Source organism: Novosphingobium sp. DS6-6, from assembly GCF_057784975.1.
In genome coordinates this window covers 24,583-40,724 of the sequence record NZ_JBYNTS010000014.1, presented here as the reverse complement: position 1 = coordinate 40,724, position 16,142 = coordinate 24,583, and the positions used below count along the sequence as shown (strand labels likewise).

Annotated in this window: 16 protein-coding genes; 5 read left to right on the top strand and 11 right to left on the bottom strand. The window is 64.3% G+C overall.

Features of this window, described 5'->3' with window-relative positions; translation table 11 throughout:
• Positions 1 to 25: 25 nt before the first annotated feature.
• From hisF to hisB, 6 genes are all read right to left on the bottom strand, one after another.
• Positions 26 to 787 (bottom strand): imidazole glycerol phosphate synthase subunit HisF, encoded by a 762-nt coding sequence (gene hisF / locus AC3EDY_RS14465; protein ID WP_488573208.1) that lies wholly within the window; start codon positions 785 to 787, stop codon positions 26 to 28.
• Between the two features lie 18 nt (positions 788 to 805).
• Entirely contained in the window at positions 806 to 1,531 is a 726-nt protein-coding gene (gene hisA / locus AC3EDY_RS14460; protein WP_488573207.1) for a 1-(5-phosphoribosyl)-5-[(5-phosphoribosylamino)methylideneamino]imidazole-4-carboxamide isomerase, read from the bottom strand.
• 76 nt (positions 1,532 to 1,607) lie between these two features.
• Entirely contained in the window at positions 1,608 to 2,738 is a 1,131-nt protein-coding gene (locus AC3EDY_RS14455; protein WP_488573206.1) for a glycoside hydrolase family 130 protein, read from the bottom strand.
• Positions 2,735 to 3,511, bottom strand: coding sequence for an SDR family oxidoreductase (locus tag AC3EDY_RS14450; RefSeq protein ID WP_488573205.1), 777 nt, complete (start codon positions 3,509 to 3,511; stop codon positions 2,735 to 2,737). Before AC3EDY_RS14450 ends, AC3EDY_RS14455 begins: the two co-directional genes overlap by 4 nt.
• A gap of 110 nt (positions 3,512 to 3,621) precedes the next feature.
• Positions 3,622 to 4,251, bottom strand: a complete 630-nt coding sequence (gene hisH, locus AC3EDY_RS14445) for an imidazole glycerol phosphate synthase subunit HisH (protein WP_488573204.1) — start codon at positions 4,249 to 4,251, stop codon at positions 3,622 to 3,624.
• Positions 4,244 to 4,837 carry an imidazoleglycerol-phosphate dehydratase HisB gene (gene hisB, locus AC3EDY_RS14440; protein WP_488573203.1) on the bottom strand — a complete coding sequence of 198 codons (594 nt, stop codon included), beginning with the start codon at positions 4,835 to 4,837 and terminating at the stop codon, positions 4,244 to 4,246. Before hisB ends, hisH begins: the two co-directional genes overlap by 8 nt.
• An 83-nt stretch (positions 4,838 to 4,920) precedes the next feature.
• Here hisB and AC3EDY_RS14435 point away from each other — a divergent pair, with 83 nt between their 5' ends.
• The 5 genes from AC3EDY_RS14435 to AC3EDY_RS14415 all read left to right on the top strand — a co-directional run bounded on the left by AC3EDY_RS14435 (position 4,921) and on the right by AC3EDY_RS14415 (position 8,781).
• Positions 4,921 to 5,430: an SspB family protein gene (locus AC3EDY_RS14435; protein ID WP_488573202.1), complete on the top strand. Its 510-nt coding sequence runs from the start codon at positions 4,921 to 4,923 to the stop codon at positions 5,428 to 5,430.
• A gap of 61 nt (positions 5,431 to 5,491) precedes the next feature.
• The gene (locus tag AC3EDY_RS14430; protein ID WP_488573201.1) at positions 5,492 to 5,950 is read left to right on the top strand and encodes a hypothetical protein; all 459 of its coding nucleotides are present in this window, start codon (positions 5,492 to 5,494) and stop codon (positions 5,948 to 5,950) included.
• Between the two features lie 72 nt (positions 5,951 to 6,022).
• Positions 6,023 to 6,694, top strand: a complete 672-nt coding sequence (gene gmk / locus AC3EDY_RS14425) for a guanylate kinase (RefSeq protein WP_488573200.1) — start codon at positions 6,023 to 6,025, stop codon at positions 6,692 to 6,694.
• 4 nt (positions 6,695 to 6,698) lie between these two features.
• Entirely contained in the window at positions 6,699 to 7,589 is an 891-nt protein-coding gene (locus AC3EDY_RS14420) for a metallophosphoesterase (protein WP_488573199.1), read from the top strand.
• Positions 7,590 to 7,689: 100 nt separating this feature from the next.
• Positions 7,690 to 8,781: a Zn-dependent alcohol dehydrogenase gene (locus tag AC3EDY_RS14415; protein ID WP_488573198.1), complete on the top strand. Its 1,092-nt coding sequence runs from the start codon at positions 7,690 to 7,692 to the stop codon at positions 8,779 to 8,781.
• Between the two features lie 12 nt (positions 8,782 to 8,793).
• Here AC3EDY_RS14415 and AC3EDY_RS14410 read toward each other — a convergent pair whose 3' ends face one another.
• The 5 genes from AC3EDY_RS14410 to AC3EDY_RS14390 form a co-directional block, all read right to left on the bottom strand.
• Positions 8,794 to 10,407 (bottom strand): S10 family peptidase, encoded by a 1,614-nt coding sequence (locus AC3EDY_RS14410; protein WP_488573197.1) that lies wholly within the window; start codon positions 10,405 to 10,407, stop codon positions 8,794 to 8,796.
• Between the two features lie 179 nt (positions 10,408 to 10,586).
• Positions 10,587 to 10,871 carry a hypothetical protein gene (locus AC3EDY_RS14405; protein WP_488573196.1) on the bottom strand — a complete coding sequence of 95 codons (285 nt, stop codon included), beginning with the start codon at positions 10,869 to 10,871 and terminating at the stop codon, positions 10,587 to 10,589.
• Between the two features lie 87 nt (positions 10,872 to 10,958).
• Complete coding sequence (locus tag AC3EDY_RS14400) at positions 10,959 to 11,633, bottom strand: hypothetical protein (protein ID WP_488573195.1); 675 nt, start codon at positions 11,631 to 11,633, stop codon at positions 10,959 to 10,961.
• Positions 11,634 to 11,718: 85 nt separating this feature from the next.
• Complete coding sequence (locus AC3EDY_RS14395) at positions 11,719 to 13,092, bottom strand: class II 3-deoxy-7-phosphoheptulonate synthase (RefSeq protein WP_488573194.1); 1,374 nt, start codon at positions 13,090 to 13,092, stop codon at positions 11,719 to 11,721.
• 84 nt (positions 13,093 to 13,176) lie between these two features.
• A complete protein-coding gene (locus AC3EDY_RS14390) occupies positions 13,177 to 16,080 on the bottom strand; it encodes a M16 family metallopeptidase (RefSeq protein ID WP_488573193.1) in 2,904 nt (967 codons plus the stop codon).
• Positions 16,081 to 16,142 lie beyond the last annotated feature (62 nt).

Sequence of the window (16,142 nt, the reverse complement as noted above, 5' to 3'; positions counted from 1 at the left end):
TCTCCCCGGCAATACAGCCGAGGCATCAGCCGCGCGCGGGCAGGCCGGCGGCGCGCAGGGCGGAATGGGCCTGCGCGATCGTGTGGGTGCCGAAGTGAAAGATCGAGGCCGCCAGCACGGCACTGGCATGGCCCTTGATCACGCCATCGACGAGATGATCGAGCGTGCCCACCCCGCCGCTCGCGATCACCGGCACGGGCACCGCATCGGCGATGGCGCGTGTCAATTCCAGGTCATAGCCGGCCTTGGTGCCATCGCCATCCATCGAGGTGACCAGCAATTCGCCCGCACCCAGGCTGGCCAGTCGTTCGGCATGGGCCAGGGCATCGATGCCGGTGCCCCTGCGCCCGCCATGGGTGAAGATTTCCCACTTCGCCGGCCCCGTGCGGCGTGCGTCCACCGCGCCGACCACGCATTGCGCGCCGAACCGTTCGGCAATGTCGCGCACCAGTTCGGGACGAACCACCGCCGCGCTGTTGACGGCCACTTTGTCTGCCCCGGCCAGCAGCAGCGCGCGCGCATCTTCCACCGCGCGTACCCCGCCGCCCACGGTCAGCGGCATGAAGCATACCTCTGCCGTACGGGCCACCACGTCGAGCAGCGTACCGCGCCCTTCATGGGTGGCCGAGATATCGAGGAAGCACAGCTCGTCCGCGCCGGCGGCGTCATAAGTGCGGGCCTGCTCCACCGGATCGCCGGCATCGCGCAGATCGACGAAATTGACACCCTTGACCACGCGGCCATCGGCCACATCGAGGCAGGGGATGACGCGGACGCGAACGGTCATGGCAATGCGTGCCTTTCTTCAGCCCTCGGCGATCCGGATCGCGGCGGCAAGATCGAGCCGCCCGTCATAGAGCGCGCGGCCGGTGATCACGCCTTCGATGCCATCGGCTTCATGCACCTTGAGCATGGCGATGTCATCAAGGCCTTTCACCCCGCCGCTGGCGATCACCGGCAGGCGCGTGGCCCGTGCCAGATCGACTGTCGCCTCGATATTGCAGCCTTTCAGCAGCCCGTCGCGGCCCACGTCGGTAAACAGCAACGAAGCGACGCCAGCATCCTCGAAGCGGCGCGCCATGTCGACGATCGAGACGTCGGACACGTCGGCCCAGCCCTGCGTCGCGACCATGCCATCGCGCGCATCCACGGCAACGACGATACCACCCGGATAGGCGCGGGCCATGTCCTTGACGAATTGCGGGTCCTGCAGCGCCGCCGTACCGATCACCACGCGCGAAACGCCGAGATCGAACCAGCCGTCCACCGAGACCCGGTTGCGGATGCCGCCGCCCAGTTGCACGTGTCCGGGAAAGGCCTTGAGAATGCTTTCCACCGCCTGCGCGTTGCGTGCCTCGCCGGCAAAGGCGCCGTCCAGATCGACGACGTGAAGATATTGCGAACCGGAATCGGCAAACAAGCGGGCCTGATGCGCGGGATCGTCGCCATAGACGGTGGCGCGATCCATGTCGCCTTCGGCAAGGCGAACGACCTGACCTCCCTTGAGGTCGATGGCGGGAAATACGATCATAGCCCGCGCGCCTAGCATCGCGCGCAGGCATGTCCAACGGGTTTTGCCGCTGTTTTGCGCGCCGGCCTGGCGGCGCTTATCCGAACGCATCCTTGGGCACGTGGGTGATCCGGCAGGCAAGGTCCGCCTCGCCCGACGCGACGATGAAGCGATCACCCTGGTCGATGATGCCGGTGGTAAAGACCACATCGCGCAGATAGAGCAGGTCTTCGAGCGGCTGGGTGAGCGCCGGATCGGGTTCCAGCAGCGGCGCCTCGCCCTCGGCCAGGACGCGCGTGGGGTCAGCGGGATCGAGCAGCGTCCAGAACGTGCGATAAACGCCCACGATCTCCTTGGGCTCCACCCCGTGCCACAGCGACAGCCAGCCGTGCTGCCCGGCAACTTCGGTCAGGACGGGGGGCGCGCCGCCGCCCATGCGCGCCGTGGCGGATCGATCGGCACGGGGGCGAATGTGCGGAGAAAGATGGGGTTTCCAGTGCCGGCCATCGGGCGAGGTGGCCAGATTGATCGAAGGGCCCGCCCGGAACGGGCTGCCGGGCGGATAGGCAAACCACAGATCGCCCAACGGGCGGGTCTGGGCCCAGTACTGGCCATCCACCAGACCTTCGAAAATCAGCATGTCCTTGTTCTGATGATCGAGCACCAGGCCTTCGAACGTCCAGTCCAGTCCATTGGCCGATGAATAGAGCGTGGTGGAGTGGCGTTCGGGACTGACTGAACACGTCGTCATCAGATACTGGCCATCGGCGATCCGGGATATGCGCGCATCTTCCACGCCATAGCATTGCCAGGAACCCGCGGGGGCGATCGCCTTGTCATAATGGATAGTGACGATGTCCATGGCATCGGGCGTCATTTCCACCGGCAAGAGCCAGGAAAGCGAGGTCAGCGCCATGACTTTCCACCCCGCGCCCGGTACCATGAACTTGCGCGGGTCGCGGGTATCGGTCAGCTCCAGCGCCCAGTTGTCGAGCACGTAAGCGCCCCGGTCCCACCGCACCGCACGCACTTTGCCGTTATGGACCGGCTCGCGCAGCGCTTCGGCCACGCGGACCATCAACAGCACGTTGCCGTTGGGCAGGACTGTCATGCCCGGGTTGAACGCCCCCAGCACGTAGGTGGGGGCGTCGAAATGCCCGGCCAGCGGCGAACGGGCAAGGTCGATGACATGAGGCGTGATGACAAGACGATCGTGGGGAAACGTCATTCGTTGCTTACTCGCGGCACGATGACCAGCTGCTGCACCACGGTGCGGCGCGGCTGGGTAAGGAAGTAGTGAACGCCGACGGCTATATCTTCGGCGCGCAGCATTGTTCCCTCGCCGATCATCTCACGCTGTCTTTCGGTCGGGATTTCCGGCAACTGCATATCGCTGCCGGTCAATCCCGGCTCGACCAGGCTGACGCGGACGTCGCGTCTGCCCATTTCGCGGCTCAGCGCCTGGGAAAAGCCCGCGATACCGGCCTTGATCCCTGCATAGACGGTCGATCCCGGCGAAAGGCTGTGCGCCGAGACCGAACCGACAAGCACAATGTCGCCACCGTTGGGCATAGCCGCCTGAGCGCGCCAGGCAGAGATCAGATAGGCCGTGAAATTGATAGCGATCGCCTCGCGCAGGCCTGCTTCGTCCATCGAGGTCAGGCCCCCTGCCGCGATGGCAGCGTTGATCACGGCCACATCGATTCCACCCATCGCCTGCTCCGCCGCGGTGAAAAAGCGGTCGACCGCGCCGTCATGGGCCAGATCGAGCGCCAGCCCGTCCATTTCACCGCCAGCGGCCTGCACGGCGGCGATGGCGTCGCCCAGCGCTTCGGGATCGCGCCCGCAGGTAAAGATACGCGCGCCTTCGCCGGCCAGCAGCAGGGCGGTGGCGCGGCCGATGCCGGTCGATCCGCCGGTGATCGCCACGCGGCGCCCGGCCAGAGAGACCAGTTCGGTATGTCCCTGCCCGTTGCGGGCGGGGATGTATGTCGTTGCCATGGCATGTCCTTTCCGTGGTTCGGTCAGGAAAGAAAGCCATTGTCGGACAGGCGCGTTCCACCCCTTAACCTATGTGCGGGGCAACGCTGCAAACCGGCGCGGTGGGGCGATCAGGGCCGCCAGGCCAGAAAGCGCGACAGCAGGTCCAGGCCATAGGCCTGGCTTTTCTCGGGGTGAAACTGCACGCCCAGCATATTGTCGCGGGCCACGGCGGCAACCAGGCCGCCGCCATGATCGGTCATCGCCGCCACGTCGGCGCCGTCATCCACCGCAAAATGGAAGGAATGCAGGAAATAGGCCTCGCCACCCTGGATCAGGGCGGCACCGTCGGCATGGCGCATGGGCGAAACGTCGTTCCACCCCATGTGCGGCACTTTGATGGCCGGGTCGGTCCGGTCGATCCGCCGCACTTCGCCGCCGATCCAGTCCAGCCCCTCGGTCACGCCGAATTCCACGCCGCGCGTGGCCAGAAGTTGCATGCCCACGCAGATGCCCAGGAAAGGCATGCCATCGACCAGCACCCGCTCTTCTAGCGCATCGATCATGCCGGCAACGCCGCGCAGCGCGCCGGCGCAGGCGCCATAAGCGCCGACCCCGGGCAGCACGATGCGATCGGCCCGGCGCACGACATCGGGATCGGCGGTCAGAACAACCTCTTCGGCACCGGCGACTTTCAGGGCGTTGGCCACCGAGCGCAGGTTGCCGGCGCCATAATCGATCAGGGCCAGCGTCTCAGCCACCAAGGATGCCCTTGGTCGACGGCACCGCATCGGCCTTGCGCGGATCGATGGCGATGGCCTGGGCCATGGCGCGGGCGAACCCCTTGTAGATGCCTTCGATGATATGGTGGTTGTTGGCGCCGTACAGACATTCGACATGCAGGGTGATCCCCGCCGCCTGCGCCAGCGAGTGGAACCAGTGTTCGAACATCTCGGTATCCATGGTGCCCAGCCGCGCCTGGCTGAACGCCGCTTTCCACACGAGCATGGGGCGACCGGAGATATCCAGCGCGACACGAGCCAGCGCCTCGTCCATCGGGGCATAGGTAGCGCCATAGCGCGTGATGCCCTTCTTGTCGCCAAGGGCCTGGGCGATGGCCTGGCCCAGCGCGATCGCGCTGTCTTCTACCGTGTGATGCTCGTCCACATGGAGGTCGCCCTTCACGCGCAGAGTCACGTCGATCAGCGAATGGCGCGAAAACTGCTCGATCATGTGATCGAGGAAGCCGATCCCGGTGCTGATATCGTAAACGCCGGTGCCATCCAGGTTGACGCTGACGCCGATATCGGTTTCGTGAGTGGTGCGGGTGATCGATCCGGTGCGCATGAGCCATGCCTATACGCCCAGAGGGGCGAGAATCAATCACTCCCTCTTGACCCGCGCCCGCGCCAGCGCCAGTTGTGCTGCCTATGAGCGACGCGCCCGACAGCCTGATCCCCTATGACGAGATCGTGCAGGAAGCCCTGCGCGCGGTAGTGGGCCGCGTTCTGGGCCAGGTGGAAGCATCGGGCGGCATGCTTCCCGGCCAGCATCATTTCTACATCACGTTCCGCACCGGGGCTCCGGGCGTTTCGATTCCCGTCCGTCTCAAGGAACGGTTTCCCGACGAGATGACCATCGTCCTGCAGAACAAGTTCTGGGACCTGAAAGTCGGGGAAGACAGCTTTTCGGTGGGGCTCAGCTTCAACCAGGTGCCCTCCACCCTGGTGATCCCGTTCCGCGCCATCACTGCTTTCGTCGATCCGGCGGTCGATTTCGGGCTGCAGTTCCAGGCCGCCGATACGCTGGACGAAGAAGCGCATGAGGATGCCGAAAACGACTCGTCGGCCAGCCCCGGGGAAACATCCGACAAACCTGCCGTTGAACGCAGCGACGATGGCTCGAATGTCGTCACCGTCGATTTCGGCCGCAAGAAGTAAACGCCTGCCGCAAGCCCGCTCCCGGTCTGGCGCAGGCACCAGGGCAACGGGGCATGCGCAGATGGTTTTCAGAACGAAGCACGACAAGCGGCAGGACGGTCCGACGCGGCCGGCTGCCAGCGACGAGGCCGAAACCGAGGCCAAGGCCGGGGCAGAGGCTTACGCCAAGGCGGAGGCTGACGCCCGGGCCGAAGAGGTCCGCCCGCCCGCGCTGACCACCTTGATCCTCACCGATATCGCGCTCAGTGCGGGCAGTGCCTTGCTGGCCCGCGGCATGGCCGGACGTGGCGTTGCCGGGCGGGTGCTGGGCCGTGCCTTGCCCCGGGGCGGCCCGCGCAGCCTGGTCAAGGCCCCCACGCTGACCGGCAGCCTGATCGGCACCGCGATCGCGCGCGTGGCCACCCGGTCGGTCCCGGGCGCCATCGTGGTGGGTGGCAGCCTGGTGGCCAAGGCGCTTTATGACAAGCGCCAGGCCCGCCGCGCCCGCAAGGGCGGCAAGGCCCCGTCGAAGCCCCGCTGAAGCGGACGGGAATCTTAGCCGGCGGATCGGCTGCGGCTTGACCGGCAGGGCAGCCATGGTCCATCTGCGGCCATGGCCGAAAGCGCATCGTCCCCGATCCTGCCCCTGCCGCATGCCGATGCGCTGCATCGCCGCGGCCTGATGCTGATCCTGTCATCGCCTTCGGGCGCGGGGAAGACCACGATTGCCCGGCGTCTGCTCGCCCACGATCCGCAGATCGCCATGTCGATATCGGCCACCACCCGGCCCATGCGCCCGGGCGAGGTCGACGGCAGGGACTATCATTTCGTCGATCGGGCGGCGTTCGACCGCATGGTCGAAGCCAATGCCTTCTACGAATGGGCCGAAGTCTTCGGCCATTGCTATGGCACGCCCAAGGCTGAAATCCGCGTGCGGCTCAAGCAGGGCCTCGATACGCTGTTCGACATCGATTGGCAGGGCACGCAGCAGCTTTATCAAAAGGCCGAGGCGGATGTGGTGCGCGTGTTCATCCTGCCGCCGAGCATTGCGGAACTGCGCCGCCGCCTGACCGGGCGCGGCACCGACAGCGCCGACGTGATCGCCGCGCGCATGGCTCGCGCCCAGGCCGAAATCAGCCACTGGGACAGTTACGATTATGTCGTGGTCAATGACGACATGGACGCGTGCTATGCCCAGATCTGCCAGATCCTTACCGCCGAACGGTTGAAGCGGGCGCGGCAGACCGGGCTGATCGGATTTGTCCGCGAACTGATGCGCGGCTGATCCCTTGATCGAGGACGAAGCTTCGCCGGCGGCCGGATCACCAGGCACGGCATCGCGTTTCATCATCCGCCGCCTGATCCCGGCGCTCGTCATTCTCGTCGCCCTGATGGCAGCCTGGGGTTACTGGGTCGAAACCTGGATGCCGGCGGTCCGCCACGCCACCGTGACGCTCGACGCGCTTTCGGGCACCAAAAGCCAGGTGACGATCGCGCTCGCGTCCGACATTCACGTCGGCAATCACGGCATGTCGACGCGCCGCCTGGAACGGGTGGTCGCGCTGATCAATGCCCAGCGCCCCGATGCCGTCGTTCTGGCCGGCGATTTCGTCAACGGCGAAACCCCGCGCGATCCGAATTTCCGTCCCGACTTGCTGACCGCCCCGCTTGCGCGCCTGCGGGCACCGCTTGGCGTCTATGCCGTGATGGGCAATCATGACCAGGCGACCGATCCAGTTGCCGTGACCAGGGCATTGACGAAAGCCGGCGTGATCGTGCTCGACGATGAAGCGGCACGCCTGGGGCCTGTAGCGCTGGTGGGCTTCAACGATTACGTCAGGCGCCACTTGTCGCTGAAGCAGATTTTCGGGCGCGCGAGAGCCTTGGGCGGGCCGATCGTGGTGGTGGAACATGCCCCCAACCTTGCCCGCACTTTGCCCGACGATGCCCCGGTCCTGCTCGCCGGTCATACCCATTGCGGGCAGATCGATCTGCCCGGCCTTTCTACCGCCAACAGCTTTATCGACGGCAGCAAGCTTTACGATCCGGACTTTCGCTGCGGATTGATCCCCTGGCGCGGCCACCAGGTCTTCGTGACCGCCGGGGTGGGATCGGGCTCGTTTCCGCTGCGCATCGGCACGCGCACCGACTTTTGGATGATCACTTTGAAAGGCCGTTAAGGCAGCCGGTCGCCTCGATGCCATTTGACTCGACGCCAGTTGACTGGGCACCGCTTCGCCGGGCAAGGCTAAGCGTCGAAAGCCGGACGAAGGAACACCGATGAAAGCCGCCGTTGCCCTGCAAGCGGGCCAGCCGCTGACCGTGGAAGACCTGGCGATCGCCAAGCCTGGCCCGCGCGAAGTGCTGATCCGCACCGTTGCCTGCGGCCTGTGCCATTCCGATCTGCATTTCATCGACGGCGTTCATCCCCACGCCATGCCCTGCGTGCCGGGGCACGAGGCGGCCGGCATCGTGGAAGCCGTGGGCAGCGACGTGCGCCGCGTGAAGAAAGGCGATGCCGTCGTCACCTGCATGTCTGCGTTCTGCGGCCACTGCGAATTCTGCGTGACCGGGCGCCTGGCGCTGTGCCGGGGCAGCGACACCCGGCGCGGGCGGGCCGATCCGCCGCGCCTGGCCCGTGCCGACGGCGCCGCCGTACACCAGTTGCTCAATCTTTCCGGTCTTGCCGAGATGATGCTGGTGCACGAGAATGCTTGCGTTGCCATCCATCCCGACATGCCGCTCGACCGCGCCGCGCTGCTGGGCTGCGCGGTAACCACCGGGGCAGGCGCGGTGTTCAATGCCTGCAAGCTGACGCCCGGCGAAAGCGTGGCCGTGATCGGTTGCGGCGGCGTGGGCCTGGCCGCGATCAATGCCGCGCGGATTGCCGGCGCAGGCCGGATCATCGCCGCCGATCTTTCCGCCGAAAAGCGCGCGCTGGCGCTAGAAATGGGCGCCACCGACACGATCGATCCGGCAATCGACGATGCGGCCAAGACGATCGTGGAATGGACCCGCGGCGGGGTGGACCATGCGATCGAGGCCGTGGGGCGGCAGTCGTCGGCGCAACTGGCGGTGCGGGTCTTGCGGCGCGGCGGCACGGCCACGATCCTGGGCATGTTGCCGCCCGATCAGCAGGTGGGCCTTTCGGCCATCGATCTGCTTTCGGGCAAGAGACTGCAAGGCGCGCTGATGGGCATGAACCGCTTCCCGGTAGACCTGCCGCGCCTGGTCGATTTCTATCTGAACGGCCAGTTGCGGCTGGACACGATGCTCGCCAAGCGGATCGCGCTGGATCAGGTCAACGCCGGGTTCGATGCAATGCGCCGGGGTGACGGCGCACGCACCGTGGTCCTGTTCGACAGTCCCTAGCCTGCTTGCCAGTCAGCGCCCGCCGCCGCTGTTGCGCGCGATGAAGGCGGCGGTGGCATCGTGAAATGCCTTGAGCGACGCCTCGTGGGCATAGACCATGTGGCCCGAAGGATAATAGGCATAGCTGATGTTGCCCTGCAGCGATGCCGCCATCGGCAGGTGGCGCGCTTCGAACAGGCCTTCGAAATAGGGCGTGGCCAAGTCGTAATAGCCCCCCGCGATCAGCAATTTCAGCCTGGGGTTCTGCTTCATCGCATTGGCCAGATCGGGCATCACGTTGAGCGGGCCGCTTTCCGACCGGCCGCCGTCGGGCAGGCGGTGCGTCATGTCCCAGTCGGTCAGGCCGGCAAAGGGCTTGTAGGTTGCCTGTGTGGCATAGCGCAGGCTTTCGCGGGCATAGCTGTTGAACGCGGTGATATAGGCCGAACTGATCGCCGCGCTTTGCGGATCGTATCCCGCTTCCTTGGCCGTGGGATCGAGCGCCGGGCCGGAAAAGCGGGTATCGAGGCGCCCGGTGGTCAGCCCCAGGTCCTGCTGCATGTGCTGCATCACCTGCCCCACGTTCAGGCGCAGGTTTGAACGCAGCCAGTAATCGGCCGGAATGCCGGTATAGCCCGCCAGGCGCTTGGCCATGTCCTGGCGTTGGGCATCGGGCAGCGCGCTGCCCTGCATCAGCGCCATGGCATAGTCGGTGGTGGCGAACCGTTCCACCTCGCGCAGGAACGGCTCCAGCTCGGCCGGGCGCGTGCCGGACAGGCGGTTGTGATACCACGCGGTGGCCGCCACCGTGGGCAGGCTGACCACATAGGCGTGATCGACACCGGGATTGTTCTGCGGGCTATCGGCCGAAAGGTCGAAATTGAGGATCGCCGAAAGCAGCACGATGCCGTTGAAATCGATCGAATCGTCGGATTGCAGAACATTGACCAGTGCGGCCGCGCGCGGCGTGCCATAGCTTTCGCCCAGCAGGAACTTGGGGGAATTCCAGCGGCCATGGTCAGACAGGAACGCCTTGATGAACTCGCGGAAGGCATGCACGTCCTGGTCCACCCCCCAGAACGCCTTTTCCTTGTCCTTGCCGGCAATGCGCGACCAGCCCGCGCCGGGCGCATCGATGAACACCAGGTCTGACGCATCGAGCAGGCTATGGGCGTTGTCCACCAGCGTGTAAGGCGCAGGCGGGGTATGAGTGTCATTGGCGGTCAGCACCCGCCGCGGGCCGAATGCGCCGATGTGCAACCACACCGTGGCCGAACCGGGGCCGCCATTGAACAGGAACGTGATCGGCCGATCGGCGGCAGGGGTGCCCTTCTTGAAATAGGCGGTGTAGAACATCGATGCTTCGGCGGGAGCATCCCCGGCCTGTTCCTTGCCCTTGCCGGCAGCGACCTTCTCGCGCCAGTCGGCATCGTCCCAGTCCCCCTGATGCACCACGATCGTGCCGGCTTCCGCCGCATAGTCGATCTTCTGGCCGCCAACCGTCACTGTGCCGGCGGACAGCACCTTGCGCGGCTGGAAAAAGCGCGTGGTCGTGGCGGTATCGGGATCGGGCACGCCATCGGGATCGTCGCCGCGTGGCGTACTTGCGGTCTTATCGGCTTCGGCGGGCTTGGCAAGCGCCGGCATGGGCCGCAAAGTCAGTAGGGAAACAGCAGCGGCGAGCAACAAAGCGTGGCGCAAAGATATAATCCTGTTCGATAGTTACCCTTGCATCGAACGCGCAACGCCAACCGTGTCAAGCGATAGTTTCCCACCAGTTCGACAAACGCCATACGGCCGGCGATGAACGAAAGCCCGCCCTTTATTCAACCCCTGCCGATCTGCGCATCGGTAAGATTGGCGACAAAAGCGGGAGAAATGCGCCGTTCCAGCAGGCGGCAGGCATCGGCATGGGCGATCAGCGCCTTGCTCGCCCGCTCAAGCGTCAAGGGCTGCAACGGCTCCGCACCCGAAAGCAGCGCAGCCATGCCAAGCTCGCTTTCCCCGATGGCCTTGCCCGCGGCCTTGACGCCGCCCAACAGATCCACCGCCTGGGCAAACAGCGCCCGCTGGGCAAGGGGGTCGATTGGCTTGGCGTTGGGCGGGCTCATGGAACGCGTTGTGCGCGATGGCGCACGCGGGGGGAAGTGGGAGTGTGCGGTTGTGCCCGGAAATGTGGGTGCGGGCAAATAGCGGTGTCAGAGATGCTCGATGCCAAACTTCACCATAAGCTCATGGACATATATTGCGCCCATCACGAACAGCACTGCACTGATTGTTTCACAAAAAGCATTTTTTCGTTCATCTTTGAACGGACTAAAAGACTTTATTCCCCAAATTATTCTAAAATTTTCGTCACATTGAAAATATTTATACCCCGAATTTTCATATTCAATGGGGTCAAGATCTAAAAAATTTTCGTCGCATCTTGACACATTATCCATGACAACTTTTTGAAAATGCTGTTTTTTGACTTTCCAATTAAAAATTTTATCAGAATTAATAATTCTAAAGCTATCTATTCGAAAATCATGACAAAATTTATTTCTGATATTTTTGATTGATATAAGAATTTCTTTTAGACCTTCATCGATAAAATCTTGCTTTTTAAGCTCCAAAATCCGGGTGCCAAAACTTCTTTTGACCTCACTTGGATCCCACGTATCTGCAGCAGATAGACGGTTCCCTTGTGCCAAGATCAATCGGCATAGGCAATCTGTGACATTCGCCGAAAGAACAACTAACTCAAGATCTGAAAAAGCATTGAAACGTTCAGACAAATTCTCAATACGTTTTCTCAGCGCCTCGAAATATTCACGAAAATTTTCTTCTCCTGAGGGTTGAGGACTACTCACAACATCCTCCATCGTCAATTTTCATCGATCTTTTAAAATTAGCGCGAGACATCCACCACCCCCAACCCCCTCCTCTAAAGAGGAGGGGGTCTTTCAGGGCAACTCAGGCCGCTTCCGCCTTGCGGTCCGCATGCTCCAGGTTGAGCATTTCGGCCAGCAGGAACGCCAGTTCGATCGACTGCGCGGCGTTGAGGCGCGGGTCGCAGTGGGTGTGATAGCGATCGGCCAGGCTTTCCTGGGTGATCGCCACGGCCCCGCCAGTGCATTCGGTCACGTCGCGGCCGGTCATCTCGATATGAATGCCGCCTGCATGGGTGCCTTCGGCGCGGTGCACGGCAAAGAAGCCTTTCACTTCGGCCAGGATGCGATCGAACGGCCGCGTCTTGTAGCCGTTGTCGGCCTTGATCACGTTGCCGTGCATCGGATCGCAGCTCCACACCACGGGGTGCCCTTCGCGCTTCACCGCGCGCACCAGCGTCGGCAGGCCCGTCTCTACCTTGTCGTGGCCAAAGCGGCTGATCAGCGTGATCCGCCCGGGCTCGCGCGCGGGGTTGAGCGTGTCGAGCATGCGGAGCAGCGCATCGGGCGTCAGGCTTGGTCCGCACTTCATGCCGATCGGATTGCCCACGCCGCGCAGGAACTCGACATGAGCCGACCCTTCGAAACGGGTGCGATCGCCGATCCACAGCATGTGCGCGCTGGTATCGTACCAATCGCCGGTCAACGAATCCTGCCGCGTCATCGCCTCTTCATAATGCAGCAGCAGGGCTTCGTGGCTGGTATAGAAACTTGTGCCCTGCAACTGGGGCACGCTTGACGGATCGACGCCGCAGGCTTCCATGAAGTCCAGCGCTTCCTCGATCTTGTCGGCCATTTCGCCGAACCTGGCGGCCCAGGGGCTTTTGGCGATATGGTCGAGCGTCCAGCCGTGGACCTGGCGCAAGTTGGCATAGCCGCCGCCGGCAAAGGCGCGCAGCAGGTTGAGCGTGGCGGCTGCCTGGCTATAGGCGCGCAGCATCCGGTCGGGGTCGGGCGTGCGCTGCTCGGCCGTGAAGTCGATGCCGTTGATGTTGTCGCCCAGGTAGCTCGGCAATTCGACATCGCCCTGGCGCTCAACCGGGGAAGAGCGCGGCTTGGCAAACTGGCCTGCCATGCGGCCAACCTTCACCACCGGCTGCTTGCCGGCAAAGGTCAGCACCACGGCCATCTGCAACAGCACGCGGAACGTGTCGCGAATGTTGTTGGGATGAAACTCGGCAAAGCTTTCCGCGCAGTCCCCGCCCTGGAGCAGAAAACCCTTGCCGGCCGCCACCTGGGCCAGATCGGCCTTGAGCGCGCGCGCTTCGCCTGCAAAGACCAGCGGCGGAAAGTTGCCCAGGGTGCTTTCGACAGCGCCCAGCTTTTCCGCATCGGGATAGACCGGCAGATGCCGTGCCTCGTGATCCCGCCAGCTCCTTGCATTCCAGTTCTGTGCCACAGCCCTCGTCCTTTCAAGAGCGGCGACATAGGCGCGCCGGCCCTCGATTGCAAAGGGCGCGTTACGCTTAGACTGATCGCTATCTCAGTTCCCGGTCTTCGGCACCACTTCCACGCGCCACGACCGGTCGTGCTGAAGATAGCGGCTCGCCAGCGTCTGCATCGCCTGGGGCGAAGTCTGGCTGTAATCGGCAAGGATCGAGCGGATATCGTCGAACTTGCCCGGCTCCAGCGCGCCGCCGCCCAAGAGCGACATGTAGAAGCTGTTGCCCGTGCTGGCGCGGGTGATCAGTTGCTTGAGCGGTTCGGTCACGCGCTCGATCTCGTCCGGTGAAGGCGGATTGACGGCCAGGTCGGCGGCGATCTTGTCGGCAGCGGCAAAGAAGGCCGGCATGTCCTGCGGGCGCAATTGCACCGTGGCGCCCAAGTATCCGCCCGAAGGCAGATCCATCGGCCAGACCGATTCGACCTGCGGCGCATAGGACGCACCGATCTTTTCGCGCATGTCATCAAACAGGCGATTGTTGACGATCTGCGCCAGGATTTCGAGCTGACGCGATTCGCGCACGCCGGTGCGCCCGCCGCCGGTCGGCCAAACCACCATGGCCGCGGCCGTGCTGGGATCGCCCGTATGGGCCAGAACCAGGGGCGTTTCATTGTGTGCCGGCAGACGCGGATCGAGCGGCGGCGGATTGGCGGCGGCGCGTGGCGGCAAAGCGCCGAACGTGGCATTGAGAGCGTCCAGCGCCTGTTCCCGCGTGAAATCCCCGAACATGTCGACCTCGATCGGCCCCTGGGCGAGGAGCGGTTCCCACACGCGGCGGAAATCGTCGGGGTTGACCGTGTCGAGCGCCGCGGGATCGGGAAACTTGTAGCGCGGGTCCTTGTCTTTCAGCAGCCAGCCGATGTCTCGTTGCAACACAGCCTGGGGCGATGATCCGCTGGCGGCATATTGCAGCCTGGCCGCCGCCACCGCCCGCTGCACGGGGTTCGGGTCCCAGCGCGGCCGGGCAAGTTTTGCCGCGAACAGATAGAGCTGGTCCTTGAGATCGGACGGGCGCGTATCGGCGGAAAACTCGAACGCGGTATCGTCCAGCTTGAAATTGAGATTGAATTTGCGGCCCGTGGCCAGCTCGTCCATCGCATTGCGATCGACGTTGCCAAACCCGGTTTCCATCAGGGCCAGATCGCCCAGCGAGGCATAGACCGCGTCCTTGGGCGCGATCGCCGCCAGCCCGCCGCCAAAGCGGATGCGGATGATGATCCGCCCCGGTTCGGCGTCGTTGGCCCACAGCAGCGCTTTGACCCCGTTGGCAAGAGTCAGCCGCTCGATGCCCAGAATGCCGGTCTGCACCGCCTCGGTCACGGTGCCGGGCGTGCCGATCGGCGGCAACTGGGCAAACGTCAGCTTGTCCGTCGGCAGGCGGATGCCGCTGCCGGCCACCGGCTTGGCGACAAGGGCGGCGCGCACGTCGGCCTGCGTGGCGCCCGTATCGCGCGGGGTGGTCAACATGCCGCGCACCACGGTGCCTTTGAACAGCCCGCGCGTGTGCGCCAGAACCGCCTGCGGCGTGAACAGGGGAATCGATTTCCGGAAAATCGCATAGACCGTGTCGGGATTGGCCACGGTTTCGCGGATGTCGACGGCCTGGGTGATGTCATCGGCCAGATCGGACATGGCCTGAGTGCGCTGGGTTTCCACCGGCACTTTGAACGAGAGTTCAAATTCGGCCACCTCGCGGGCGATATCGGCCTGCGAAGGGGGCGAAGCGAGGGCATCGGCGATTACTGCCCGCACGTCGGCCACGGCGGCTATCCAGTCGTCGCCCAGCGGCGTTACGGATACCAGCGTCGTATCGGCGGAGCGCGCATAGTTCTGCTGGTCCACCGAAGCCGAAAGATAGCTGCCCCCGGCGCGGGCGCGCACGCCCAGACGGCGGTTGATCAGCGCCATGCCCAGGCGGTCGATCATCAGTCCCTGGTTATAGGCGATAGTATCGGCATGCCGTTTCCAGGGCCGCACGATAGCATAGTTGAACTGGAGCGGCACGCTGGGTTCGACCACGACGCCGGTTTCACCCACCGGGTTGGCGGGATCGGCGCCCTTGGGTGCTACCGGCTTGCCGAAATCGACCGGGGCGGGCTTGGGTCCCTTGGCCGTCCAGGGGCCGAACCATTTCTTGATCTGGTCGAGCAACACCGGCGGATCGGCGTCGCCCGCAACGACGATAATGGTGTTGTCGGGCCGGTACCATTTGTCGTGGAACGCCTTGATGCTTTCGGGCGTGGCCGCCTCGAGCGTTTCGACCGTGCCGATGGGCGAGCGGGTGGCGGCCGGCTGGCCGGCGAAGAACAATGCGCGCGTGGCGTCGGAAACGCGGGTTTGCGGGCCGGACCGCTCGCGCATTTCAGCCAGCACGATCGGCACTTCGGTCTTCACGCCCTGGGGTGTGAAAATCGGCGCCACGATCATGCCCGAGAGCAGCATGAACGTTTCATCCAGCTTGGCAGGCGTGGCACCGGGCAGATCGAGCTTGTAAACCGTCTGCGTGCCGCTGGTTTCGGCATTGGTATCGCTGCCGAACGTGGCGCCCAGGCGCTGCCAGGTGGGGATTGCCTCGCCCGCCTTGAGGTATTTGGAATCGCGGAACGTCAGATGTTCTATCAGGTGGGCAAACCCGCGCTGGGCATCGGTTTCGTAAAAGGCACCGGCATCGACCAGCACGCGCACCGAGACCTGATCGGGCGGCACGCCATTGCGGCGCACGGCATAGCGCAGGCCATTGGGCAGGCGGCCGAAGATCCATTCCTTGTCCTGCGGCACATCGCTGCCGGCATAGAGCCAGTTCTGAGCGGTGTTGTCCACCGCCGTTGCCGCGGGCACCGCAGCAGGCCGGGCCTGGGCGGCGATACCCGCAGGCGCCGCCGTGGCGAGCAACGGAAAAAGGAGAAAAGCGAAGCGCCGCACGCGCCGGTTATTGGATCGCATCGCCTATCTATAGGGAGGGGGTTTGTGAAGGGCCAGTGAATAGACCGGCGCGCCGGCGCGAT